We start from the raw sequence: 24,388 nt of genomic DNA, 5'->3' as shown, positions 1-24,388 counted from the left end.
ACCTCCCGGTCTGCTGGTCGGCCTCATTCCGCGAGGCACGTCGCCCGATAGAGTTTCGCCAGTCGAGTGTACGGGGGTGGGCGGGTGCGGGTGCTCAGGATCTCGCACAGCGCCGGGGTGGACGCCTGGCGCGGCCGTGAACGCGCCCTCGCCGCCCGCGGAGTCGATGTCGACGTGATCTGCGCCGCGCGCTGGGTCGAAGGGGGTGTCCCGGTGACCCCTCACCCTCGCCCCGGCGAGAAGGTCACGCCCGTGCGGACGTGGGGGACCCACCCTGCGCTGTTCCTCTACGAGCCGCGGCCGATCCTGCGCTCGCTTCGCCGGGGATGGGATGTCGTTGACATCCACGAGGAGCCTTTCTCGCTGGCGACTGCGGAAGTGCGCCTGCTCCGCCGGCTGGCAGGCGTCCGTGCGCCGATCCTCCTTTACACGGCGCAGAATCTCGACAAGAGGTATCCGGTCCCCTTCCGCTGGCTGGAGCGTGCGGCGCTTCGCAGCGCGGCGGCGGTGTCTGCTTGCAATGCCGCCGCGGCAAGGATCGCCGAACGCAAGGGATTCGACGGTCGCGCCCGCACGATCCCGCTCGGCGTAGACACCGATGAGTTCGCCCCAACTCCGGAGCCGCCTCGACCGTCGGGCGCAGATGCCGAGGCCGCCGCAACGGCTGCGGGTGAAAGTCCTTCTGCCCCGGGTCGCCCGCCCGTCGTCGTCGGCTTCCTCGGGCGCCTGGTGCCCGAGAAGGGGATCGGACTGCTGCTCGACGCGGTCGCCGCCGAGCCGGGTCTCCGCCTGCGCATCGCCGGCGGCGGGCCCCTTCAGGACGAGCTGGACCGTCAGATCAGCAGCCGAGGACTGGACGCCCGCGTCGAGATGCTGGGCGGAATACAGCCTTCCGATGCGCCGGCCTTCTATCGATCGCTCGATGTCCTCGCGGTGCCATCCCTCCCGACAGCCACGTGGACCGAGCAGTTCGGCAGGGTCGCCGTCGAGGCGATGGCGTGCGGAACGCCGGTGGTCTCGAGCGCCGCGGGCGCCCTGCCCGACGTCGTGGGAGGCGCGGGCATCGTCGTGCCGCTCGATCCGGCGGATCCTGATGTCCCCGGTCTTGCAGCGGCCCTCATCGAAGCAGGCACTGCTCGCGCAGCGGAGTTGCGTGCCCTCGGGCTCGAGCGTGCCGCCGAGTGCTCGTGGGAGTCGGTCGCCGATGAGTACCTGGACCTGTACCGGTCCGTTCTCCACGACGTCGACGGCGCTCCGCGGGATGTCGAGATCATCGTCGTCGCTTACGGAGCACCCGGCCTCCTGCGCCAAGCGCTCGAGCCGGTCGCTGCTCTGCCGGTGACCGTCGTGGACAACTCGTCGTCAGCCGAGATCGCCGACCTGTGCGCGCGACTCGGAGTCCGCTATCTCGACCCAGGCCGCAACGGCGGCTTCGCCGCCGGTGTGAACCACGGGCTGGCGAACCGGCTCCTCCCCGATGCCGACGTGCTGCTGCTCAATCCCGATGCCCGCATCGAGCCGGCGAGGATCGCCGAGCTGCAGGCATCGCTACGGGCCGATCCGCGCCTCGCAAGCGTCGCGCCGGAGCAGACGGATGCCGCGGGCCGACGAGCCCGCGTCGCGTGGCCGTTCCCTTCGCCCCTGAACTCCTGGCTGGAGGCTCTCGGACTGGGCGCCTACCAACGCGGTGGCTCGTACGTCATCGGAGCAGTGCTGATGCTTCGCGCCGAGGCGCTGTCGCAGCTCGGCGGGCTCGACGAGAGGTTCTTCCTCTACGCGGAGGAGACGGACTGGGCCTACCGTGCGCATCGCCTCGACTGGCGCCACGCAGTCGTGACGGACGTCGCCGCGGTGCACGAGGGCGCGGCGACCAGCAACGACGCCCGACTCCGCGAAGCACAGTTCCACGCCTCCCAGGAACGCTATTTCCGCAAGCACTTCGGTACCGTGGGGTGGCAGGTGACGCGCGCCGGCGTGTGGTTCGGCGCGATGGCTCGCGCCATCATGCTGGACAGAGATCGAGCACGCGAGGCCAGGCGCCGCGCGGCCCTGTACCGGCTGGGGCCCGTGCGAGTCGAGCGCAGGCTGTCCTCGCGATGAGTGCGCGCCACGACTCTTCACGGCGCGCGTCGCGGCCCTGGTGGGGTCCGTGATCACCGCTCCTCCTGCGCCTGCGGGGCGCTTGGTCGTGCCGGACGTCCTTCGCGGCGTCGCGATCATCGCGATGCTGCTGGCCCACGCCATGCTCTTCTTCCCGGATGCGAGCGCGTCGATGGTCTTCGTCGTCGCCAACGTGAACGACCTGGCCTCACCTCTGTTCGCACTGGTGATGGGGATGTCCGCGCAGATCGTCTGGGATCGGGCGCCGCGCTGGTGGCCGACGCTCGGTCAGCAATGGCTCCGCGGGCTCGCCTTGATCGTCCTGGGGCTGTGGATGGCTACATGGGGCTCGTGGGTCGTGATCATCCTGGCCTACCTCGGACTCCTGCTGATCGTCGGCGTGCCGTTGCTGAAGTTGCGAACCGGCTGGCTCGTCATGGCCACGATCTTCGCCGTCATCGTGAGCGCACCGCTGAACGCCTGGGCTCGCGGGCTCGCGTCCACGAGCCCCGAGTGGCACTGGGCGACACAGCAGCTTGCGACGTGGGCGGCGCTCGGCACGTCGTACCGCCTCACGAATCTGCTCCCTTTCTTTCTCTTCGGGGCGCTCCTCCTGCGTCACGGCTTCCGTCGGGACCGATGGCTGCAGTGGATGCTGGTCGCCGCTCCGATCACCTACCTCGTGCGCCCGCTCGGGGAGCGGATGCTCGGCTGGCCCGAAGTTTCGGGCAGTTATCCCGACACGCTTCATGACGTGGGTCTGGTCTTCGCGACGTACGTGGCAGTGGTCTGGCTCGCGACAGTCACGCGCCCCCGTCCACGCCGGGTGATCGATGGTCTTTTCGTGCCGATCCGCGCCTGTGGCGAGGTCGCCCTCAGCCTCTACCTCCTGCACGTCGGGATCATCGCGGTATGGGCGGGCAGCCTCGGCCTCCCCGTTGACACCATCCTCTTGGGGTGGGTGCTCACGGTGCCGCTCGTGGTCCTGGTCGGTTGGGCCTGGTGGCGCTTCGTGGGCACGGGGCCGGTCGAGTGGCTGCTCGGTTGGGTGACGGGACGTCCGAAACGGCCACGTGCGAGCCGCGGTGCGGCCTCCGCGGGCCCCCATCGGCAGAGATGAGTAGGGGCGGACTCGATCAGCTACCGCTGACCATGGATCTCAGGTCACCGCGTTGCGTGGCGACGGCGCAGCTAGGCTGAGGGCACCGAGCCCGGATCGAGATGAAGAGGGCGCACATGACCCGCATCGTGCAGATCGTCCCCTTCATGCGACCGGGCTCAGGCGTCGCGGGAGTGGCGTGGAATCTCGATCGCGCGCTGCGCAGCCTCGGCGCCGACGTCGAGGCTTACACCTACACGCAGGCGCGCGCCGGCGAGCGGGAACCGATCGCGGTCCGGGGCAGGCGCACCGCCCGGCTCGCGTCCTCGTGGCGCGTAGTGTGGATGTCGACGGAGGGCACGCGACGAGCGAGAGATTTTCTCGCCGAGCGACCGGATGCGGTGTCGATCGTCCACAGCAACGTCACGATCGGCGACGTGTACGTCAATCACGGCGTGCTGTTCGCGGCGATGCGGGCCCGTGGCCGGGCGGGCCTGAGGCTGCTCAAGGATCCCTCCCGGATATATGTGCACTTTCGCGACCGCAAGCGTTACCGTGGGCACGCTCACCGCCGCATCGTCGTGCTGACGGCAGCCGAAGAGCAGACACTCGTCTCCTCGTACGGGCGCGTCGGTCCGCCGGTGAGGATCATCTCCAACGGGGTCGACCTGGATGAGTACCGACCCCCGACAAGCGACGAAAGGGCCGAAGCCCGTCGAGTGTTCGAGTTGGACGAGGAGGACCGGGTCGCCCTCTTCGTCGGCCATGAGTTCGATCGGAAGGGCCTTCCCCTCGCCATCGAGGCGCTCACGCATGCCCCCACCGTGCTTCTTCTCGTCGTCGGAGGCGCGCGCAAGATGGTCGACGACTCCCGACGCCTGGCTCAGAAGCTCGGCGTGGCAGACCGCGTCCTCCTGCTCGGCGAGCAGCACGGCCTGAAGGCGTATTACGCCGCAGCCGACATGTTCGTGCTGCCGAGCGTCTACGAATCGAGCGGGCTCGTCTTCCTCGAAGCGCTCGCCTCCGGACTCCCGCTCGTCGCGACACGGGTAGGAGTCGCGCCGGAGGTCGTCGTCGACGGGGAGAACGGCTACCTGGTCGACCGTGACGCGGAACAGATCGGCGATCGACTCGAACGCCTGGCTGCACACCCCAGCGGCGCGTTCGCCGCACGTGCACGGGCGAGCGTGACCGGCTACTCCTGGCGTGCAGTGGCCGAGCAGTATCTGGAGCTGGCCCGCGAGATCGAGGCGGAGAGGGCGGCGGAAGCGGCGAGCAGCGCCCCTTCCGTCGGACGCGGTGGCCCCGGCACCAAGGAACCCCGGCGCCGATGACCGACCGCCTGCGCATCGTCCACGCCACACGCTCCGGCGCCTTCGCCGGAGTTGAGCAGTTCGTGTTGCGGCTGGCGACCCGGCAGGCGCTGGACGGTCATGAGGTTCGCGTCATCGGCGGGGCTGCCCAGCGGATGGAGCGCACCCTCGCCGCCCACGGCATCGCGTTCACCCCTGCCGCGCGCACGATCACGACATGTCGGGCGATCCGCGAGGCGCATGACGCGGACGTCGTCAACACCCACATGACAGCAGCCGACGTCGCGGCGGTGGCTGCGCTCGCCGGCTACCGCCGCCCTCCCGCGATCGTGTCGACGAGACACTTCGTCGGCGTCCGTGGCCGCGGTACGCGCATTCCGTTCGACCGAGTGATCGGCGACCGGATCGATGCCGAGATCGCCATCAGTCATGCCGTCGCAGCCTCTCTGGGCCGACCGAGTACGGTCGTGCACGCCGGTGTGCAGGATGATGGCAACGCGCCCCTCCCTCGCGCGCGCACTGTTCTCATGGTTCAACGGCTGGAGGCGGAGAAGCGCACCGATCTCGGCCTGCGCGCCTTCGCGGCTTCACACCTGCAGGATCGTGGGTGGATGCTCGAGATCGCCGGGGACGGTGCCGAGCGTGTTGCCCTCCAGTCGCTCGCCGCAGAGCTCGGGGTGACAGTCCGCTTCCTCGGCTTCCGCGACGACGTTCCGCTCCTCATGCGAAGCGCAGGGATGCTTCTCGCCCCCTGCACGGCCGAAGGACTCGGTCTGGCCGTCCTCGAAGCGATGTCGATGGGAACTCCCGTGATTGCCGCGGACGCCGGCGGGCACCACGAGATCCTGGAGGGTCTCGATCCTCGCGCGCTGTACTCCCCGGAGGACACGGATGCCGCGGCACGGAACCTGCGGGAACTCGCCGACGACGACGGGGGGCGCGCAGCGCTCGGCTCGGCGGGGCAGTCCCGTCAGCGGGCGGAGTTCTCACTTGCGGCTCAGGCCGCCCGTACCGACGCGGTATATCGAGCGGCGATCGCCGGACGCATGAGAAGGGCTCGCGGGTGAACCTCGTGGTCGTGTCCCTTGAGGCATGGGACGACGTATGGCGGCGCAACCAGCATCTGGTGTCCCGGCTGCTTCACACGGATCCGGCCCTCCGCGTGCTGTTCGTCGAGCCGGCGGCAGACCCGCTGCACGACGTCGTGTCGCGCCGACTGCCGCGGCGCGGGCAGCGCCTCACCGAGGAGTCGGGCTTCGACGGCCGTCTCTTGCGGTTCCGGCCGGTGAAGCTCCTGCCCAGATCAATCGATGCTCGCGCCGATGAGCGCCTCGCGCGCAGCGTGCTCGAGGCGACGCGGCGCGCCGGGTTCTCGGAGGCTGTGCTGTGGTTGAACGATCCGAGCGCGGCCCCGCTCGCCCGCCTCACGGGCTGGCCGACGCTCTACGACGTCACCGACGACTGGGTGGCCGCGGATCGCCCGTCCGCCGAGATCGATCGCATCCGCGCCGACGAGAACTGGCTGCTGCGGCACGCGCGGGAGGTGGTGGTCTGCTCACCGGAGCTCATGCGACGCAAGTCCGGCGCGCGGCGCGGGGCGATCCACCTGATCCCGAACGCGGTCGACGTCGCTGCCTACCGCGCAAAGAAACCTCGCCCCCGCGACCTGCCGGCAGCTGCGGCGGTCTACGTCGGCACCCTGCACACCGACCGGCTCGACCTCGACCTCTGCGTGCGAACCGCAGCAGCCCTGTCGCTCCGCGCATCACTCGTGCTCGTCGGCCCCAACGCGCTGACTTCCGCCGCGACGACCCGCCTCAGCGCCGCCGGCGTCGTCTTGCTCGGCCCGCGTCCACACGAAGACGTGATCGCATACCTGCAGCACGCCGACGCGCTCGTCGTCCCGCACGTCGTCTCGCCGTTCACCGACAGTCTCGACCCGATCAAGCTCTACGAATACGCGGCCGTCGGCCGTCCAGTCGTCTCGACCCCGGTCGCCGGCTTCCGCGACGCAGACGATCCGCGCGTCCGTGTGGTTGCGGCATCCGGGTTCCCTGCCGCAGTCGCGGAGCTGGTGCCCGCCGCCACAAGCTTTCCCGACGGGACCGACGTAGCGGTCGCCGGGTGGGATGACCGCGCCGCAGCCATGCGGGGCGTGCTCACCCGGGTGCACGCCTCCTGACAGCCCGGTCGCGGTGAGGCACGACCACGCCTCGCGGCACTCTAACGACATCCCCCGGTACCATCAACACGTGCGCCCGACCGTCATCACGCCTCCCGGCCGGTTGGCGCTGCCGCCGTGGCGGGAGTTGTGGGATGCGCGTGAGGTCGCCCTGCGTTTCGCTCAGCGTGACGTCGTGCTCCGCTACCGGCAGACTTTCATCGGAGTCGCGTGGGTGCTGTTGCAGCCGCTGGCAGCTGCCGGCATCTTCGCGATCGTGTTCGGCGCTGTCGCGCAGCTGCCCACCGGCGGCGTTCCGTACTTCTTGTTCTCGTACATGAGCATGCTCGCGTGGACCCTTTTCGCCAGCACGCTCTCCCGTTCCGCGTCGTCGATGGTGGCCAATCAGGCGCTGGTCTCGAAAGTGTTCTTCCCCCGCATGCTGGTTCCGTTGTCCGCGGCAGGCCCGACGCTGCTGGACTTCGCAGTGGGTTTCGGTTTCGGCGTCGTCCTACTGTTCGCATTCACGGTGAACCCTGGCTGGCCGGTGCTGCTCGTTCCGATCTGGGTCCTGATCATCACTGCGACGGCCGTCGGTGCAGGGCTCGCGGCGTCCGCGTGGATGGTCAAGTACCGGGACGTCCAGTACGTGCTGCCGTGGATCCTGCAGGTGGCGTTGTTCGCGACGCCGGTCGCATACGCGACGGATGCGATCCCGCCGGCCCTCCAGCCACTGTTCCTCGCCAATCCCCTCGCCTGGATGCTCGACGGCTTCCGCTGGTCCACGCTCGGAACGACCGCACCACCCGTCTGGCAACTGGTCGGATCGGTCGTCGTGGCCGTTCTGGTGCTCTTCGTCGGCGCGGCGATCTTCCAGCGATACGAACGGGTGTTCGCCGACCTCATCTGAGCCCTTAGGCTGTCGCAGTGACCCGCACCCTGTCCGTCGATGCCCTCGGTACGGTGGTGCGCATCGACGGCTCAGCCCTGTCCGACGAAGCGTGGGCGGCGACGCAGGCCGCCTGGCGCGACGGCGTTGTGGAGCGCGCCGCTGTCGACACGGCCGCGACTGTCCCAGCGCATGGCTCTCTTCCGACGCGGTCGATGCTCTCGGCGCTGTCGACGGAGGTGACGCTCGCGGCACTGGAAGCACGAGCTGGGGAACTTCTCATGCTGCACGCCGCCGGACTCGCGACCGCAGACGGCAGGGTCGTCGCGCTCGTCGGCCCGTCCGGACGTGGGAAGACGACCGCTTCGCGCATTCTCGGGACCCGCTTCGGCTATGTTTCCGATGAATCCGTCGGCATCGCTGCGGACGGCACGGTGCATCCGTACCGGAAGCCGCTGTCGCTGATGGAGGATGACCAGGTCCTGAAGGTCCAGCGGAGTCCGACCGAGCTGAACCTTCTGCCGCTTCCGACCATGCCGTTGCGGCTGGCCGCCCTTGTGCTGCTGGAGCGGGATGACTCCGCGACGACGCCGCGTTCCGAGCGAGTCGACCTCGCGGAGGGCATCACAGCCCTCGCCGAGCAGAGCAGCTTTCTCGGGACGCTGCCCGCGCCACTGCATGTGATCGCCTCGCACGTGGAGTCGGTCGGCGGCGTGCAGCGTGTCGTCTACAGCGACGCCGAGAGCCTCGTGGCGGTTGTGCAAGAGCTGGGGGCGCGGGAGCCCACACCGCCCGGGCCCGTGGCCGGCCCGGTAGAGCCGGCTGCTGTCGCCGTCGTTTCCCGTCCGCTCGCTGCTTCCTCCTATCGTCGTGTCGAGGCGCTGGACTGGCTCGCGCTGGAAGACGGTCGCCTGGCGCTCCTCGTGCGAGACCACGAGGCATCCACCCGCGTCGTCGTTCTCGATGGGATCGCACCCTCGCTCTGGCACGCGACGGCGCAGCCGACGCCCGTGACCGCGCTCGTCGGCATGGCCATCAGCGTTCACGGACACCCCGACGGCGTGGACGCGGCGAGCCTCGTCCGGGCATCGCTCGCAGAGCTCGTCGACGCGGGGCTGATGATTCGCGCTTAAGCCTTACCCGAAGCTGGAACCGGCGGCCGAACGCCGTGCAAGCTCTCGTAGATGTCGTCGATGAAGGACTTGATGGCGTCGCCGACCACCGGCCCACCGGCAAGCAGACCGTCGGCGCCGAGCAGCACCGCACTCGGCGACGGGATGAAGTCGGCGAGCGACGCTGCGACACGACCGCCGGTGTCATGGAGCGACTGCGGTTCATCGGTCTCGGTCCACGGGCTCGACTCGGGCGGATCGGTGAGCAGCAGCCGCACGTCGACCTCCGGAAGCAGCTCGCGCCACGCCTGACGCTGGGCGACGATCGGTTCGCACCATCCGCATGTCGGCGAGACCAGGAGGAGAAGGACTGGCCGCAGTTCGGTGAGCGCCCGCAGATCGGTAGCCGTCCCGTCGGCGAGCGTCACCGAGACAGCGGGTGTCCGCGTGCGGATGTAATCCAGTTCGTCGCTTTCGTCGGCACTCTCGGACCGAGGACTCTGAGCCGCATCGGCCATGGGTCCGCTGTCGCGTGCGAACTGCGGCGCATCGTCAGGCCACATCACCAGCGCCGTTGTGACGGCAGCCAGCGCCAGGGCGGGCACCACAGGCCAGCCCGCGACCAGAACGCCGCCCAGAGTCGGAGCGGTCCAGATGCTGAACGCGGCGGCGACGGCGATCGCCGTGAGCCACGCATTGCGCACCACGGTGACGCGCGTCACCTTCTTCCGGACGCCGAAGCACGCGCAGCTGGTGTCCTCGTCACGCGAGACGGCCCGCACCACCAGCCAGGTGTAGGCGCTCATGAGGCCCACCGCCGCGAGCGCGGCGAGCAGTCCGAGGATGCCGCCCAGCACAGCCAGCGCGACACCGAGGACGATCTCCCCCGCAGGATGGAACCGGAGGAGCCATTCGCGCCGAAGGCCACGGGGCACGCCCAGGTCGGCCCAGCCCTGCAGGTCTTCGGGGTTTCTCAGCTTGCTGACACCGCTGGCGATGAGTACGGCTGCCAGCACAAGGGGGAACGCCGCCAGGAGTGCGTCAGGCATGCGTCGATGCTACGGCGACGCGCACCCGCGCAGCCGGAAGTGAAAAACGGACGGACACGACTTCACGAGTTGGTGCACGCCGGCGTGCAGGTGAACTCGGGGAAGGCGTCGAGGATGCACCTCTGACGGGCCTCGCTGAACGTGCAGCTTCCGGTGTTCTGGCCGCATGACGTGTTGTTGAATCCCATAGGCGGAAGGCCGCCTGCGGTGCCTGTGGCAGGCGGCTGCGGCACGGCAGGATTCGCACCCACCTGCAGGGTGTAGTTCACCGACACGTCGTTGCTGGCGCTGTTGCCCCAGTCGCTCGTGACCAGGGCATAGGTGCCCGACGAGTTCGCGCCGACCGTGAAGGTCGTGCTGAGAAGGGTGCAACACCCGGTCTGGTTTCCGGGGCCGACCTTGACGACGTTGACCTGGGCGCCGCTCTGCGTCGCGCTGCCACGCACGACGCTGGTGATCGAGATGGTGACCGGCTGAGCCGTGGTATTCGTGATCGTCATGAGGAACACCGCGCCGTCGGAGAAGGCGCCGACAGAGTTGCCCGGCAGCTTGCAGTTCTGACCCGTGAGCTGGATCGTGCCCTGACTCGCCCCGGCGAACGCCGGTACCGGCGCTGCGATCGCGATCGCGGGAACCGCCCACGCCATCGCCTTGGTGACAGTCCGTCGGCTGACGCCGCCCGACTTTTCCTGCTCGTTGAATTCGCTCATCGCGACCCTCCCCAGAGTCTGCCGCAACGACTGTTCGCGGCGGACGACATTCTATGGCTGTACGGGACAGTGTGATATGACCCAGACGATTCGATGCCCCAAGAATCGAATACCCCAGCGCGCCACTGACGGCGATGCTGGCGATGATACCGTAATTCCCCAGGCGAACACACCCGTCATCTCGTCGACCTGAAAGCTGAGGGCCACGTGACGCACGGCACCGCCGCGATCATCGCCTCCAACGTCTCCAAGACGTATCGGATCAGCCACCGCAGCCGCCCGAACCGTGCCAGCGAGGCCATCGTCGAGTTCGCGAAACGGCCCTTCCGCCGCACGGACGTGGAGCTGTTCGACGCCCTTCACGCACTGGATTTCGAGGTTCCCGCGGGCGAGGCGGTCGGCATCATCGGTCGCAACGGGGCCGGCAAGTCCACGCTCCTCAAGCTGCTGACCCGGATCACGGCTCCCACCACGGGCCGCATCGAGCTGCGCGGCCGCGTCGGAAGTCTGCTCGAGGTGGGAACGGGCTTTCACCCCGAATTGACCGGTCGCGAGAACATCTTCCTCAACGGCACACTGCTGGGCATGCGGCGCCGCGAGATCATCCGCCGCTTCGACCAGATCGTGGACTTCGCAGGTGTGGAGAAGTTCCTCGACACGCCCGTCAAGCGCTACTCGTCGGGCATGTACGTGCGCCTCGCGTTCGCCGTCGCCGCGCACCTCGACACCGAGATCTTGGCGATCGACGAGGTGCTCGCCGTGGGCGACGCCGAGTTCCAACGGAAGTCGCTGGCGAAGCTGAGGGATGCCGCGAGGGACGGCCGGACGGTGCTGTACGTGAGCCACCAGATGCAGACGGTGCTCAACCTGTGCACCTCGGCGATGTTCCTGCAGTCCGGGCGCCTTGTAGCGCAGGGCGCCGTTGCGGACGTCATGGCGCGTTATCGCGAGTCGTTCGATGACTTCGCGACCGCTCAGGTCGAGGCATCCCGCCGCCCGGGATCGGGGGAAGTGCGGGCGGCGGCGGTCACCACCGACGGTACTTTCCACGTGGCCGATACCAAGATGGTGCAGATCGAGGTCGCCGCGGGTTCGGCGGGCGGCCGCCCGTACTACGTCTCGGCGCACGTGAACGATGCGAACGGCGTCGTCCTCGCACAATGCGACTCCAGGGTGCATGATGTCTGGCTGGATCCGGCGCGCCCTCAGCGCCTGAGCCTTTCTATTGACGGTCTGTGGCTGCGGCCGGGGCGCTACTCCGTCGACGTGTTCGTGTGCCGTGCGGGCATCCTCGACGCCTGGGAGGCGGCCGCCTCATTCGAGATCCTTCCCGACCTGCCTTATCCCGAGTTCTCCGACCCCGAGGCGACTGCCGGCGGCGCGGTTCTCAGCGACTTCACCTACACGGTCGGCTGAGAGGCCCAGCGAGTGACGCGCCGACGCAACGCCCCAGGCGCTTCGCCGAATCGTCGCGTCAGGTAGCAGGCGGCCGCCCAGCCCGCGACGACGAGTCCACGGCTTCGGCCACGCCACGAACGCCGGCGCAGCCCCGCCAGACCGAAACGACGCAGGAAGCGCACCCGCGCCGCGGGGCCGGCACCCGCGAGCTTTGAGAAGAGCAGCCCGTTGCGGAGGAAGTAGAAGCTTCCCAGCGTCGCCGCGGCCCCGGTGAACGATGCCGATACGGCGTGGAGGATACGCACGTCGCAAGCGACGAGCAGACGGATGCCGCGAGACCGCGCGCGCAAACTCCACTCCGAGTCCTCGAAGTTGAGGAAGAATCGTTCGTCGAAGAGCCCGACAGCCCGCCAGGTCGGAGCCGACGCCGTGATGCAGCATCCGGCGAGCACGTCGGTCACCCGAACACCGTTCACACAGGACGCCAAGTCGGCCTGGGCGGTGTGATGCGGGTAGCCGTCGGGCATGTCGAGGGTGCCGCCGCCGAACCAGATGCGGCCGGGGTCGTCCCTATAGAAGACGGTTGGACTGACCGCGATGGCGTCGGCCGCGAGCGAGGCGAGGCGAGGCAGCGCGCCAGGTGGCACGACGGTGTCGTTGTTGAGAATCGTGATCGTGTCCGCGCCGTGTCCGAGGGCCCACTCGATACCGCGGTTCATGCCTCCGGAGAACCCGAGGTTGCGCAGGAGCTGCAACGTACTCACGCGTGGTGTCCCCGCCAGGGTTTCCACCACCCCGTCGAACGAGCCGTTGTCGACCACGAGGACCTCGGTGTCGGCATCCCCGTCCAGGATGGATCGCACACACTCCAGCGTGTCAGCTCGTCCATGCCAATTCAGGACGATCGCGACGTGCATCGAGAACACCTCGATTCGCGGAGCACACCGCCCCGCCTTCCGAGCTCGCCTGAGCGTACGCCCGATGGGGCATCGAGCGTCGGGCGCCTAACCGACGGACCAGACGTCATGTCTGCTGAGCGCCAGAGACAGCGAACGCAGAGTCGAGAAGACCAGACACGCGCAGTCGTGGATCCGTCCACCCGAACCTACGTCGACCCCACCGAATGATGCGGAGCGCGACGCCGTTGAAACGACCTGCTGCCCGTTCGACCAAGCCACGCGCCGGGTACGAGCTCAGCGGAATCGGCTCGAACTCCCATCCGGTCAAGGTCAGGCGCATCATCCTCTTCCGCCGCATGAATGCGTCGACGATCTGCTCGAAGAAGAGCGTGTTGTGCCGTGGCGCCTGCCATCCGAAGTACCGCGCTGATGCAGGCGAGGAGAGCACCAGCGGGAGCCAACGGTTCATCAGTGGCCGGCAGAAATCCGACCGCCGACACAGGAAGACCTGATCCGTGAATCCGTAGCCGATGAATATGCCCTCGGCTGATTCGTCAGATTCCTCCGCCACCGACGTAGCGCCGTCTGCCATTCGCCAATTCGGGTTTGCGACGCAGAGCCTGGAGTCGGTCTTGAACGCAGCGAGGCTCGCGGAGACCCAGCTGCCATCGCCGCGCAGTGCGAGATCCACGTCCACGTAGCACAACAGTTCCGGCCCATCGAGCGTGAGTGCAACCAGGCAGCAATCTGACCAATGAAGATAGCGGCCGAAATCCGACCTCCGAAGCCCTGTAACTCTCAGCGCGCGGTCCAGGTGATCCTCAACGAACGCGAACCGGTCGATCTCGCCGCGATCGACGGCCGCCTGAGCCAGACGGGCGGCGAGGGGGCGATCCGCAACGTTGTTCACGAGCAGGGTGCGTAGGGCGAAAGGATATCGGTGCTGTGCCACTGCGGCTTCCAGAGCCCCCGGACGGGTCACTTGGACGATGTTGCGCTCGAAGCAGTTCACAACAAACTCGACTGGCTCGACGTTCAATTCCGATCTCCCTCGGTAGGCACCTGATCGTACCCAGGAACGTGCGGAGACTCGCAGCGAACGACTACCAGGCCGAAGATCGGTAGCCTCTCGCATTCAGCATGGCTCGACGCTTGGCTCAGCAACACTTCAGCCGCATCTTCGACCCCGTCCCCGCTTCCGACCCAGTAGGTGTACACCGTCACGCCCGGGCGGGTCTCGAGCGTTGCAAGATCGGCAGCATCCCGTTGCACCGACGGCGACATCAGCCATTCGCGGTAGCGCCGATCAGTCGGCAGCCCGCTCGACAGCAACCAGTTCGGCGTGAAGTTGCCCACGAACAGTGCGTCAGGGTCGGCCCGCCGCTCGGCGTCCAGGTACCGGGACACCGCGTCGAAATCGGTCTTGTACGGCGCCTGTAGGTTCGCGGCGACCCACCCGAGATTCGCAGCCAGGCACGCGAGAAGAAATGCCGTGAAAACCGACTCGAGGCGAGCGCGCGCCGCAACGGCGAACAGAGCCGCGATGACGCCCCACGTAGCGGCGGGGAGGATCACGATCAGGTTGCGAAGCGTCCAGACGTGGACGAACTGCGAGACCGTCCAGGCGAGGACGGTGACCACGATGGCGATCAGTAGCAGCGTCGTCGCAGCGTCTCGAGCCGAGGACCGCGGGCCGACGTCGACGGCGGACGGCGCGCCCCCTCGATACGAGAGAGACCAGAGGATCGTAGCGACCACGGCGCAGAAGACGACACCCGCCCACGACCTCCACGCGAACCCGCCATCGGTCATCTCCAGACCGTCGACCGAGAACAGAGTGGTCGCAAGCTCTGCCAGTTCGCCTGACGCGGGCCGCGGGATCCAGCTGGTGGCACCGCCGAACTGCGGGGTGAAGACTCCCCAGATCTGCCAGAGGAGTTGAGGCGCCACGGCGAGACCAGTCATGGCGGTGATGAGGCTCGGTCGGAGCCGCCGCCACCCCAGGGCCACAGCTCCGGCGACGACCAGCAGCAGAGCGCCGAAGAGATGCGTGGCCGACAACGCCGCGCCCCACAGAACCCACCCCGCCACCAGCCCGCGCTGAGGCTGGTGAGGACAGGCGGCCGTCAGTCTGATCGTGAGAGCTGTAACCGCCAGAGCACAGCACCAGAGGAGGGAATAGGAACGCGCCTCCTGCGCGTAGACGATGGCCATGCCTGCTGCGGCGCTGCCGGCCACGATGAGAAGCCGCAGTCGCAGGTCGAGCTCACTTCTCCGCAACAGCCAGTATGCGAGGAACACGCCCAGCAAGCCGAACGCGGTGCTGAGGGCGCGCGTCCATGCGGCGTCGGTCCCGCCGAGATGCACCCAAGCCCACAACAACAGCTGATAGACCGGCGGGTGGACCTCCGTCTTGATCGTGTGCAGCGAATCCGCGAGGGGTAGAGATGCGACACCCACGGACCACTGTTCATCCACCCAGTAGCTCTGCCGGTCCAGCCACGCGAGGCGCACCGCGCAGGCGAACGCGACGACGACAGCGGCCATCGCGACGAGCTCGCGACGCCCACGAACCGGCGTCGTCAGCGTAGGCATCGGCGACGGTATCCGGGTGCCTGTCATCGTGCGGGCTCCACGGGGGGAGTCTAAGTGCCGGCCGTCAGTCGCGCTCTGGTGGCGAGAGAGGGCGAGGCTGCAACCGCGGCCACAGGCCGCGCGCGAACGGGTGCACATCGCGCAGCCATCGCCAGGTGAGCGGCACCGGGAGCCAGACGGCGAAATAGTAGAGGGTTCCCCGCCACCCGTTGGCGTGCCCCCACGACCGGGTCTTCTGGCGAATCTCATGTGGCCGCCGCGCCCAGGAGTTGTGTATCACCGCTGCCTCCGGCGGAAGGCTGATCCAGCGATGCTCGCCGTCCTCGGCCGGGCGGGTGAGCTGCAGCGAGGAACTGTCGCCGCGAACAACAGGCCGGAGGAACGACCCTTCCACCCGACGGGCGTCGGTGAGGCGGACCTTGGGACGCACGGCGACTGCACCAGGGAAGTCGTAGCGTGGCTCGAGGCGGGACCCCACGACCTCCCACACGCGTCGCGTCGTGCGACGATACAGCACCCGCATCGGCCACTCCACCGCGTCTAGGCCCCGACGTTCCGCCTCATCGATCGCTCCCAGTAGCGCGGCGGTGTCGGGGAGGAGCTCGTCGTTGTCGAGCTGGATCACCCAGTCCACCTCGTCGGCGAGCGCGTCAAGCGCTGCCTGACGCTGCGCTGTGTCGGCCCGCATCGGGTTGGCCTCGTCTGTCCACCGGCCTTCGAGACGGCGCGCGATCCGTCGCTCGTCGACCCGATCGATCACGGCGAGCGCCGCGTCGACGGGGATCGGCGCGCCGGTCCAGCCGCGGCCGTCGACGGGTACTGGCACGACGATCACATCGACCAGACCGTAGTAGCGCCCGAGCGTCTTCTCGAGCCAGACGACGTCGGCGGGGAGGATGTACGCGCCGATGCGCCTGGTCATGGCAGCCCCCTCTGCTGTTCGCACCGGTTCCATTCAACTAGATTCGAGTCCACCGATCGGTGCCGAGGTTCGAAAGGGGGTCTCTATGTCGAGTGTTCGCCAGACGATCAAAGCGATCGCCCCGACACCCGTGCGGTCCGCCGTCGGGAGATGGCGCGATGTGTGGGGTGACCTCCGCCTTCGCCTCCTCGCCGACCTTGGATACTTCCCGTCGCACCGCGTGCGCGGGTACTTCTACCGCCGAGCCGGACTGCAGATGCACCCGACGTCGAGCATCCATTGGCGCGCCGAGTTCTATGCGCCCGAGTCGATTCGCATCGGCCGGTACTGCACCATCGGAGATTCCGCGTTCCTCGACGGACGAAGCGGTCTCACGATCGGCGACTGCGTCAACTTCGGCAGCCATGTGACCGTATACACGCGACAGCACGACGTCGACTCGGCAGACTTCGCAGAGGTCGGTGCGCCCGTGATCGTCGAAGACTACGCGTGGGTGTCCAGCCATTCCATCGTGCTGCCCGGAGTGACGATCGGGCGAGGAGCCGTCGTGGCTGCCGGGTCCGTCGTGACCAAGGACGTCGAGCCGTTCGCCCTCGTCGGCGGGAATCCCGCTCGCTTCATCCGCCATCGCTCGCGTGACCTGACGTACCGGCTGGGGTACGCCAAGCGATTCGTCTGAACGGGACGTCGATGCCGTCCACACCGCATGACCTCGTCACGGTCATCGTGCCGACCTACAACGGCTCTCAGCATCTCGCCGCCACACTGGAGAGCCTCGGCGCGCAGGACTATACGGAGTTGGAGGTCATCATCGTTGATGACGGCTCAACCGACGACTCGCTCGACATCGCACGGCGATCCGGCGTCGCCCGCACGGTTCTCGCCCAGGAGAACTTCGGCGTGGCCGTCGCGCGAAATCGTGGCCTCGCGCATGCGCGCGGGCGCTGGGTGGCCTTCCTCGATCAGGACGACCTCTGGCGCCACGATCGCGTGCGGAATCTGGTGGACTACGCCCACACAGCCGGGGTGGCGGCCGTCGCCTCGACGGAGACGCCGTTCGCGGTGACGTCTGACCGACCGGCCCTCGAAGCGGTCGGCGACGGCAGAGAGCGGTGGCCCGAACTGTGGATCAACCCCGGCCAGGAAAGCACTCTGATCCATGGGGCGCCCTATCCCTCCGTCGCAGAAAGAACCGAGGTGATCACCGTGCAGCGCCTCATGATGGGCGCCGCCATGCTGACCACGTCCGTGCTGTACGAGCGCGAGATCGCGATCGCGGCGGGGGGCTGCACCCCGCACGCGCGAGCCCTCGACGACCACATCCTGAATCTGAATGTCGCCCGCATGGCGGGAGGCATCCACCGGATAGACACGCGCGACCTCCTGTATCGCGTGCACCCGGCATCGGCGACGACGACCTCGCCCATGGCCGGTCCGCTTCTCTCAGCCATGGCGAGCATCCGCCTTGGAGGCGTCTTCCCCACCCACCCGCAGATCGGGCCCAACGTGGAACACCTCCTCTTGGGGCTCTCCGAGACCGAGCTGTCGCCCGCCGAGCAGATGGCGCTTCTGGTTCTGACGGTTCCTCGGGGCTCGCGCACGACTTGGCTTGCCCGGTGGGGCAAGAGAATGCTGCGGCGCATTGTCCCCGGACGCCGAACGTGAAGTCGCTCAAGGCGCGCCTCATCGCGATCCTGCCGCCGACGGTCCTCTCGAGCCTGCAGCGGGCCAAGATCTTGTCTCGCCTGCAGTTGGAGCGGTTCGGGCCGACTCAGCGGCGCACGAATGCGATGATCACCGTTCCCGGGCTGGCCCGCCGCCCGCGGATCGCCGGCTCCGTGTGGGGCGTCTGCATGGCGCGCAACGAGGAAGACATCATCGAGCACACGGTGCGCCATATGCTCTCGCAGGGCTTGGCCGGCGTCATCGTGGTCGACAACCTCTCCACCGATGCAACGCGTTCGGTCCTGGATCGGGTTGCGGCCGACGACCATCGCGTCCACGTCGGAACCGATCGCCAGGTGGGGTTTCATCAGGGCGGCAAGGTGTCGTACCTGTCCCACCTCGCCTGGCGCGCAGGAGCCGATTGGGTGGTTCCCTTCGATGCCGACGAGTTCTGGTTCGCCGAGGGCGAGAGCGTCGCTTCCTTCTTGGCTCGTCAGACCGTAGACGCCGTATGGTGCGACTTCCGGAACGTCTACCCGACGGTGTCGAGGCGGCGTATCGAGCTCGGCACCCCCGGACCTGTGCAGGTAGAGCGACGCGAGAGCCGATGGCTTCGCATCACCTTCCGCGCCCGCCGCTGGGCATTCGTGGGGGAGGGCAACCACGCCCTTCGTGACTCCACCGAGACGCCAGTTCGCGGCTTGCACATGCTCCACTTCTCGTATCGATCGATCGAGCAGTACAGCCGAAAGGTCGAGCACGGCGTCGCGGCGCTCGAAGCCGCGGGCATGGATTCATCGATTGCGACCCATTGGCGGTACTGGGCTTCGTTGAATGGTGAAGAGCGACAGCACCTCTGGGCCCGATATCTCTCCGACGATGGCGTCGGCGCCGACGGGCCGATCCCGCCGACGGAGCGCATCATCGTGGACAGCCCCACCCGATGGCGGACCTGGGATCCGATCGGAGTCTTCTCCCCTGCCGAAGCGGGCGGGTCGTGAGCTCTCGGCCGTTCGACCGTCTTCCGCGCTGGGCTCGGATCATCGCCGAGAAGCCGCCTGCCCTCAAGCGCCTGGCGCTGGCGATCAAGCGCCGCCGCCGTGGCGCGCGCGGGTGCGTCCGCGGTAGACGCCGACGTACGCGTCCGCAACAAGACGCAGGTCGAAGTCCCGCGCACGTTCTCTCGCTGCAGCACCGAGACGATCACGCAGCGACGGATGCCTCAGCACCGCCGTCAACTCCGCTCCAAGCCCGGCCATGTCGGTGAGCACACCATAGCGGCCGTCGCCGGTCACGAAGCGTGCTCCCGGGTTCGGAGTCGCGATGACCGGCAGGCCGGCGGTCATCGCTTCGGCGTAGGGGATGCCGAATCCCTCGTAAGCCGAGGGAAGACAGAACGCCCACGCCCGGCGGTATTCCTGTGCGAGCTCATCGTCGGACAAGCGGCCCAGCGCTTGCACACCATCGGGCAGCTCGGACGGCGCATCCTGCGTCACCATCCGGAGGCAGGCATCCGGAACGTGAGGGCGCACCTGCTCGGAGAAGATGCGCGCCAGTTCCGCGCCGCGCTTGCGCTGATGCCATGTGCCGACGAAGAGCACCGTGGGCTGGGAAGCCCGGGCTGAACCGTCCGACGCGAAGCGGGCGGCATCCACTCCGTTCGGGATGACCGTGCGAACCCAGGGCGTCCACCGACGGGTCTGCGGCGAGATGAGGACGGTGTGATCAGCGACCACACTCGCCAGAACTTCGGTGAAGCCCAGCAGCACCATGCGCAGCTTCTCGCCGATCCCGCGGATGTGTATCGCCTCTTCGAAGCAGGAGCCGTGCAGAGTCCGGACGTGCATAGGGACCCGTCTCCGCCACATCCAGTAGTCCTCGCCGTGCGCATGAAGCACGTCGTAGGAGGACAGATCCTGTCGGCGCATCACGAACGCGAACCGGAAGGTGCGAAGAGATCCGGTGAGCGGCAAGTGGACATGTCCGTACAGCGCGCCGTCGACGGGAGCGCAGGGACTGAAGACGTCGACGTGATGACCGCGCCGTACGAGCTCATTGGCCAGGGCGTGAACCTGGTAGCCGACTCCGATCTTGCTCTCGCTGGGCAGGTAGTACGAGATCATCGCGATCCGCAACGGAACGGACGCCGGCTCGGCGTCCGTCATGTCGCCAACCCCGCTCGCAGGGCGCGCAACCATCCGTGGCCGTCGCGCAGATCCGGCTCCAGATGGTTGCCTTCGGCCCACTCATTCCAGGACTTGACCCAGAGCAGTCGTTCCTCCGGCGGGCGATCGCCCAGCAGCGCGGCAGCCGCCTCGACGTTGCGCTGGAAACCGTCGGGAGTCGCTCCCGTCACCACCAGACCGCGACGGCCGGAGCGCGGAGTGTTGTCCCAGTTCGGATAGACGCATGGCTGCACCTGCGGGTGCCGCGGGAACGTGTCGACGACGGAGTCGGAGTACGGCCAGATCTCGGGCCCGCCGCGGAGGCGCCGCCGAGCGCGCATCTTCAGTCGGGTTGCCGGAGTGACTCTCGCGGGAAGCCGCATGTAGACCGAAGCATCGAAGCCGTCCTGCTCCGCACTCGTGTATCGCGAACCCTCCCCGAGGAGATCGCTCGCCTCGGCGACGAGATAGATGCCGTCCAGTCCCGCAGCTTCTGCCATCCGCTGCCAGCGGTCGACGAAAGCACGGGCATCGGGCAGTTCCTCCGGGCGGAAGACGTAGAACACCGGCTTGCCGCGCACACGGAGGTAGCGCGGGTCGCGGAAGGCCGGCAGGATCGCGTCGAAGTGCCGCTGATCGTCTTCCGGGCCCGGGTAGCGCTGGTGCTTGAGGACCTTGTCTCCTGCCGCGTGCCAGATGCCCGTCCACGATTGATTGGCCCACGCCAGGCAGAAGGACACTTCCGGCGCACCGCTCTCGAGCACCTCTCGAAACGGACGGTCGAGGATCCGATCGCCCTCGCCGAACCAGTAGTGCCAGTACGCGAATGCCTCCACGCCGTACTGCCGCGCAAGGTCGCTTTGCGCCTGGCGTGTCTCTGGTACCCGAAGGTCGTAGAACCCGAGGTCCGCAGGCAGAGTCGGCTGCTGATGCCCACGGAAGAGCGGCCGGGCCCTGGCCGCATTGGTCCACTCGGTGAACCCAGGCCCCCACCAGTCGTCGTTCTCGGGGATGGGGAAGAACTGGGGGAGGTAGAAGGCGACGGCGCGTGCTCTCAGTTCCAGCGACACCCCTCAGCCTCTCCGTGCCCGATGCCGGCGAGGCGCCCCTGTCTGCTCACCGTGCGCGGAGCCGTCGTGGTCCGGAGCCAACAGCTCGTCGAAGACGCCCCCACCCTCGGCGGGCGCGCTCGCGGAGGCGGGCGCTGCCCCACTGTTCCGGGGGGAGGGCTGTGCGGTCGGACGCACCTCCGCCGCCTCGGCATCCAGGCCCCCCACGTCATCCATGGCACCCGCCTCATCCGAAGCGGCGGCGTCGAGGGAAGCTGCCGCGAGGAAGGTCGGGCGGGTGTGATCGACTGGGCGCCCACCGCTGCTCGAGAGTGGCTCGTCGGCGGCAGACGGCACCGCTTCGGCTGCGGCGGCCGGCGCGCCACGCTTGGCGTGCCCAGCGCTGTAGTGGCGTTGGTACTCGTACGAGTACGGCGATGCATCAGCGCCCCGGAGGGGAACCTTGTTCAAGACGATCCCCAAAGCGCGTCCCCGTGCCTTTCGCAGGGTGTCCAAGGCCTTCTCCACCAGGTCGAACGTCGTCTTGCCGAGGCTCACGACGACCAGGGCTCCGTCGGCTTGATGCGACAGGACGGCGCCGTCCGTGACGGGGATGAGCGGCGGGGCGTCGATGATCACCGTGGAGTGCTCGGCGAGGTCATCCAGCAGGTGCTTCATGCGCGCAGAGCCCAACACCTCGCTGGGGTTCGGCGGTGGGCTTCCGGCGGCGAGGACGAAGAGATTCTTCGATTGCGGAGCACGCTGCAGGACGTCGACGACCTCGGCGCGCCCCGCAAGGACATCGCTGAGGCCCGCGCTGGAGCTGACGCCCATCGTCTCGGCCACCTTGGAACGTCGGAGGTCGCCGTCGACCAGCACGACGTGCGAGCCGTTCGCTGCGAGCGTGAGGGCGAGATTGCACGCCACGGTTGACTTGCCGTCTCCAGGCAGGGGGCTGGTGATGACGATGGTCCGCGGAGGGTTGTCGACATCCATGAACTGCAGATTGGTGCGAAGGGTTCGCAGCGCCTCCGCGACCGCGAATCCCGGGCCGCCTCGCGCGGCGTCGGGATCGAACAGACGCGTCTCCGCCCCCGACTGCTTGGCGAAGGGGAGGGTGCCCACGACGGCGACCTCGGTCTTCTTCTCCACGTCGTCGGCGGTGCGCACCCGGCGATCGGATGCCGTTCGCATGAGAGCGAAGCCGACGCCGAAACCCAGCCCGATCACACCACCCACGATCAGCGATGTGCGAAGGTCGGGGAAGATCGGCTCTGACGGCAGCGAGGCCGAGTCGCCCGCCACGATGTTCACAGGAGCGGAGCCCGGGCTGCCGTTGCCGTCGACCTGGTCGATGGTGTCGACCATGCCACGAAGCCAGGATTCCGCCAGTTCGCGCGCAGCCGTCGGGCTGTCCGCCTGGGCGACGACGCGGAGGATGGTCGTACCTTCCGGGTTGCTCACGGCGACGCGTTCGATCAGCTCCTCCGGGGTGGTGTCGAGACCAAGATCCTCGATCACGTACTGGGCGACATCCCGCCATCCCGCGATCACGAGGAAGGAGGGGACCTTGGCCGCCGCCGCCGGGTCACCGATCTGGATGATGCTCTGCTCGTCCAGCTCGCTCTGATCGAGCTTGGCGATGCCATCGGCGGCCGCCTCATAGACGGGCGTCTGCAGCTGCACCCAGACGAAAGAGGCGCCGAATCCGACGAGAACCATCATCACGATCGCCAGCCAATGGCGTCGCAATCCCCGCACGTAGTCCCGCAGTTCCATACAGCTCCCCCAACCCCGGCACGCTTACGCCCCCACCCCACGCGACGAGGCGCATTCTCACGTGGCGCTGGTGTCGATCATACGCATCGGGCCGCTCGCCGAGCCTGCCCGGATTGCGGCACGGCCGGCGGCCCCGCCGGTCACCGTCGCGCCACCGGCGCCGCCAGGTCGGCGGTGAAACTCTCGCGGCGTTCGGCCGCCGATGCCTGCGCGCCCAGGCAAATGCCCGCGATCACGAAGGGGATCGACACCTGCCCGGCCACCCAGAACAGATCGAATTGCGACTGCACGAGACGGCTCAGCAGGACGGCAAAGGCGAGCGTGCCGTAAACCGGATCCACACGCCAGAGGATCACCAGGATGCCGAGCCACATGACGATGAAGCCGATCAGGCCCACCACCCCGGCCGACACGGCAACCTCGACCTCCGCCTGCGGCGGCTGGAAGTCCGCCCATCCCCCTTGGTACCAATACCGGAGGCCGTGTCCGAAGACGGGCGCCTCCTTCCAGTAGGCGAACATCGCTCGCAGCCACTCGAGTCGGGTGTTGGCCGAGTTGAACTGATTGTCGGAGCTGACCTGATCCAAGACCATGACCGCGATCAACCACACCGCTGGAGCCAGCAGCAGCAGGACGAGGCGCGAGTGCCGGTTGCCTCCGGCGCCGCGCCGGAGCGCCAGAACGACGACTGCCACGATCAGGCCGAGCGCCGCCTGCCTCGACTGGGTGAGCACGATACCGACACAGAGGAGCCAGAAGGCGGCTCGCGCCCACCCACGTGTCAGCGAGAGCCACTGAGGATTCGCGTAGGCGACGACTGCGGCGAACGCCATCACCGTGCCGGCGAAGTTCTTGTGCATCTCCACGGGCCAGGACGGGTACACCGGCCCGAGGTCGCCGCGCGAGAACTGGATGAGACCCGTCACGATCGTTCCGACGGCGATCATGCACGCCGCACCGATCATGAGGATCAGCGCCGGGCGGGCATAGCCGGCGCGACCGAGCGCCCACCCCACGATGATCGCTCCCGAGACGAGAAGCCACGCGTGGAACCATTCGACCGTGTTCGCGGCGTAGGGATTGACGATGACGGTGAACAGCGTGGCGAACTGATAGACGAGGTTCAGCCACAAGATCTGCCGCAAAGGGCGGCTGTAGGGCCGGTGCCCCAGGAGGATCGCGGTGCCGAAGGCGGCCGCGAGGGCGACGTCCGAGACGGAGAGATCCGCACCGCCCAGACCCGCGCGCACAGGAATGAACAACGCCGGCGTCGCCATCAGGGCGACAGCGAGGGGCACACGCGGCGTCAATGCGGCGGCGATCACCAGACCGGCGATCGCCGAGGCGGTCACCAGCCCCATCGCGGACTGCTGTCCGAGCAATACGGTGACGGCGACGACCGCACCGGCCGCCATCAACACCCACCGCCAGGCCCCCGCCCACCATTGTGCGAGGCGATCCCGCCACATCGCCGTCTGCATGG

21 protein-coding genes are annotated in these 24,388 nt (G+C 68.1%); 11 read left to right on the top strand and 10 right to left on the bottom strand.

Annotation, left to right across the window (positions count from 1 at the left end):
- The first annotated feature begins 66 nt into the window (after nt 1-66).
- The 7 genes from IR212_RS01480 to IR212_RS01450 all read left to right on the top strand — a co-directional run bounded on the left by IR212_RS01480 (nt 67) and on the right by IR212_RS01450 (nt 8,695).
- Nucleotides 67-2,100 carry a glycosyltransferase gene (locus tag IR212_RS01480; RefSeq protein ID WP_337907614.1) on the top strand — a complete coding sequence of 678 codons (2,034 nt, stop codon included), beginning with the start codon at nt 67-69 and terminating at the stop codon, nt 2,098-2,100.
- An 88-nt stretch (nt 2,101-2,188) separates the two neighbouring features.
- Nucleotides 2,189-3,220: a heparan-alpha-glucosaminide N-acetyltransferase domain-containing protein gene (locus tag IR212_RS01475; protein WP_194397278.1), complete on the top strand. Its 1,032-nt coding sequence runs from the start codon at nt 2,189-2,191 to the stop codon at nt 3,218-3,220.
- A gap of 116 nt (nt 3,221-3,336) precedes the next feature.
- Nucleotides 3,337-4,533, top strand: coding sequence for a glycosyltransferase family 4 protein (locus tag IR212_RS01470; protein ID WP_194397277.1), 1,197 nt, complete (start codon nt 3,337-3,339; stop codon nt 4,531-4,533).
- Nucleotides 4,530-5,579: a glycosyltransferase family 4 protein gene (locus IR212_RS01465; RefSeq protein WP_194397276.1), complete on the top strand. Its 1,050-nt coding sequence runs from the start codon at nt 4,530-4,532 to the stop codon at nt 5,577-5,579. Before IR212_RS01470 ends, IR212_RS01465 begins: the two co-directional genes overlap by 4 nt.
- Nucleotides 5,576-6,694, top strand: a complete 1,119-nt coding sequence (locus IR212_RS01460; RefSeq protein WP_194397275.1) for a glycosyltransferase — start codon at nt 5,576-5,578, stop codon at nt 6,692-6,694. The genes IR212_RS01465 and IR212_RS01460 overlap by 4 nt, the downstream gene beginning before the upstream one ends.
- Nucleotides 6,695-6,764: 70 nt before the next feature.
- Nucleotides 6,765-7,583 carry an ABC transporter permease gene (locus tag IR212_RS01455; protein WP_194397274.1) on the top strand — a complete coding sequence of 273 codons (819 nt, stop codon included), beginning with the start codon at nt 6,765-6,767 and terminating at the stop codon, nt 7,581-7,583.
- Between the two features lie 17 nt (nt 7,584-7,600).
- Nucleotides 7,601-8,695 carry a P-loop NTPase family protein gene (locus IR212_RS01450; RefSeq protein WP_194397273.1) on the top strand — a complete coding sequence of 365 codons (1,095 nt, stop codon included), beginning with the start codon at nt 7,601-7,603 and terminating at the stop codon, nt 8,693-8,695.
- Here IR212_RS01450 and IR212_RS01445 read toward each other — a convergent pair.
- Together IR212_RS01445 and IR212_RS01440 are read right to left on the bottom strand one after the other, a co-directional pair.
- Complete coding sequence (locus IR212_RS01445) at nt 8,692-9,723, bottom strand: MauE/DoxX family redox-associated membrane protein (protein WP_194397272.1); 1,032 nt, start codon at nt 9,721-9,723, stop codon at nt 8,692-8,694. The two genes, IR212_RS01450 and IR212_RS01445, sit on opposite strands and share 4 nt — an antisense overlap.
- Before the next feature lie 62 nt (nt 9,724-9,785).
- Complete coding sequence (locus tag IR212_RS01440) at nt 9,786-10,433, bottom strand: hypothetical protein (protein ID WP_194397271.1); 648 nt, start codon at nt 10,431-10,433, stop codon at nt 9,786-9,788.
- A 207-nt stretch (nt 10,434-10,640) separates the two neighbouring features.
- On the opposite strand from IR212_RS01440, the gene IR212_RS01435 reads away from it, so the two are divergent.
- Complete coding sequence (locus tag IR212_RS01435; protein WP_228479421.1) at nt 10,641-11,849, top strand: ABC transporter ATP-binding protein; 1,209 nt, start codon at nt 10,641-10,643, stop codon at nt 11,847-11,849.
- On the opposite strand, the gene IR212_RS01430 is transcribed toward IR212_RS01435, so the two are convergent.
- The 4 genes from IR212_RS01430 to IR212_RS01415 form a co-directional block, all read right to left on the bottom strand.
- Nucleotides 11,834-12,748, bottom strand: a complete 915-nt coding sequence (locus tag IR212_RS01430) for a glycosyltransferase family 2 protein (protein ID WP_194397270.1) — start codon at nt 12,746-12,748, stop codon at nt 11,834-11,836. The genes IR212_RS01435 and IR212_RS01430 overlap by 16 nt on opposite strands.
- A gap of 106 nt (nt 12,749-12,854) precedes the next feature.
- Nucleotides 12,855-13,769 (bottom strand): hypothetical protein, encoded by a 915-nt coding sequence (locus IR212_RS01425; RefSeq protein WP_194397269.1) that lies wholly within the window; start codon nt 13,767-13,769, stop codon nt 12,855-12,857.
- Nucleotides 13,766-15,325 (bottom strand): glycosyltransferase family 39 protein, encoded by a 1,560-nt coding sequence (locus IR212_RS01420; RefSeq protein WP_194397268.1) that lies wholly within the window; start codon nt 15,323-15,325, stop codon nt 13,766-13,768. Before IR212_RS01420 ends, IR212_RS01425 begins: the two co-directional genes overlap by 4 nt.
- A 64-nt stretch (nt 15,326-15,389) precedes the next feature.
- Nucleotides 15,390-16,247 carry a hypothetical protein gene (locus IR212_RS01415; RefSeq protein ID WP_194397267.1) on the bottom strand — a complete coding sequence of 286 codons (858 nt, stop codon included), beginning with the start codon at nt 16,245-16,247 and terminating at the stop codon, nt 15,390-15,392.
- On the opposite strand from IR212_RS01415, the gene IR212_RS01410 reads away from it, so the two are divergent.
- The 3 genes from IR212_RS01410 to IR212_RS01400 are packed head-to-tail and all read left to right on the top strand — an operon-like array spanning nt 16,222 to nt 18,913.
- The gene (locus IR212_RS01410; RefSeq protein ID WP_420488609.1) at nt 16,222-16,926 is read left to right on the top strand and encodes an acyltransferase; all 705 of its coding nucleotides are present in this window, start codon (nt 16,222-16,224) and stop codon (nt 16,924-16,926) included. The genes IR212_RS01415 and IR212_RS01410 overlap by 26 nt on opposite strands.
- 11 nt (nt 16,927-16,937) lie before the next feature.
- Nucleotides 16,938-17,912 carry a glycosyltransferase family A protein gene (locus tag IR212_RS01405; RefSeq protein ID WP_194397265.1) on the top strand — a complete coding sequence of 325 codons (975 nt, stop codon included), beginning with the start codon at nt 16,938-16,940 and terminating at the stop codon, nt 17,910-17,912.
- A complete protein-coding gene (locus IR212_RS01400; RefSeq protein WP_194397264.1) occupies nt 17,909-18,913 on the top strand; it encodes a glycosyltransferase family 2 protein in 1,005 nt (334 codons plus the stop codon). Before IR212_RS01405 ends, IR212_RS01400 begins: the two co-directional genes overlap by 4 nt.
- Before the next feature lie 84 nt (nt 18,914-18,997).
- Here the strand turns inward: IR212_RS01400 and IR212_RS01395 are convergent, their stop codons facing one another.
- The 4 genes from IR212_RS01395 to IR212_RS01380 all read right to left on the bottom strand — a co-directional run bounded on the left by IR212_RS01395 (nt 18,998) and on the right by IR212_RS01380 (nt 24,386).
- On the bottom strand, nt 18,998-20,077 hold the full coding sequence (locus tag IR212_RS01395) for a glycosyltransferase family 4 protein (RefSeq protein WP_194397263.1): 1,080 nt from the start codon (nt 20,075-20,077) through the stop codon (nt 18,998-19,000).
- Nucleotides 20,074-21,147 carry a glycosyltransferase WbsX family protein gene (locus IR212_RS01390; RefSeq protein ID WP_194397262.1) on the bottom strand — a complete coding sequence of 358 codons (1,074 nt, stop codon included), beginning with the start codon at nt 21,145-21,147 and terminating at the stop codon, nt 20,074-20,076. Before IR212_RS01390 ends, IR212_RS01395 begins: the two co-directional genes overlap by 4 nt.
- 3 nt (nt 21,148-21,150) lie before the next feature.
- Nucleotides 21,151-22,905, bottom strand: a complete 1,755-nt coding sequence (locus tag IR212_RS01385; protein WP_194397261.1) for a tyrosine-protein kinase domain-containing protein — start codon at nt 22,903-22,905, stop codon at nt 21,151-21,153.
- A gap of 140 nt (nt 22,906-23,045) precedes the next feature.
- On the bottom strand, nt 23,046-24,386 hold the full coding sequence (locus tag IR212_RS01380; RefSeq protein WP_194397260.1) for an O-antigen ligase family protein: 1,341 nt from the start codon (nt 24,384-24,386) through the stop codon (nt 23,046-23,048).
- Between the last annotated feature and the right edge of the window lie 2 nt (nt 24,387-24,388).

Origin of the sequence: Microbacterium atlanticum (genome assembly GCF_015277815.1) — a bacterium.
Taxonomy (GTDB): Bacteria; Actinomycetota; Actinomycetes; order Actinomycetales; family Microbacteriaceae; genus Microbacterium; species Microbacterium atlanticum.
This window is presented reverse-complemented; position numbering and strand designations above follow the sequence as displayed.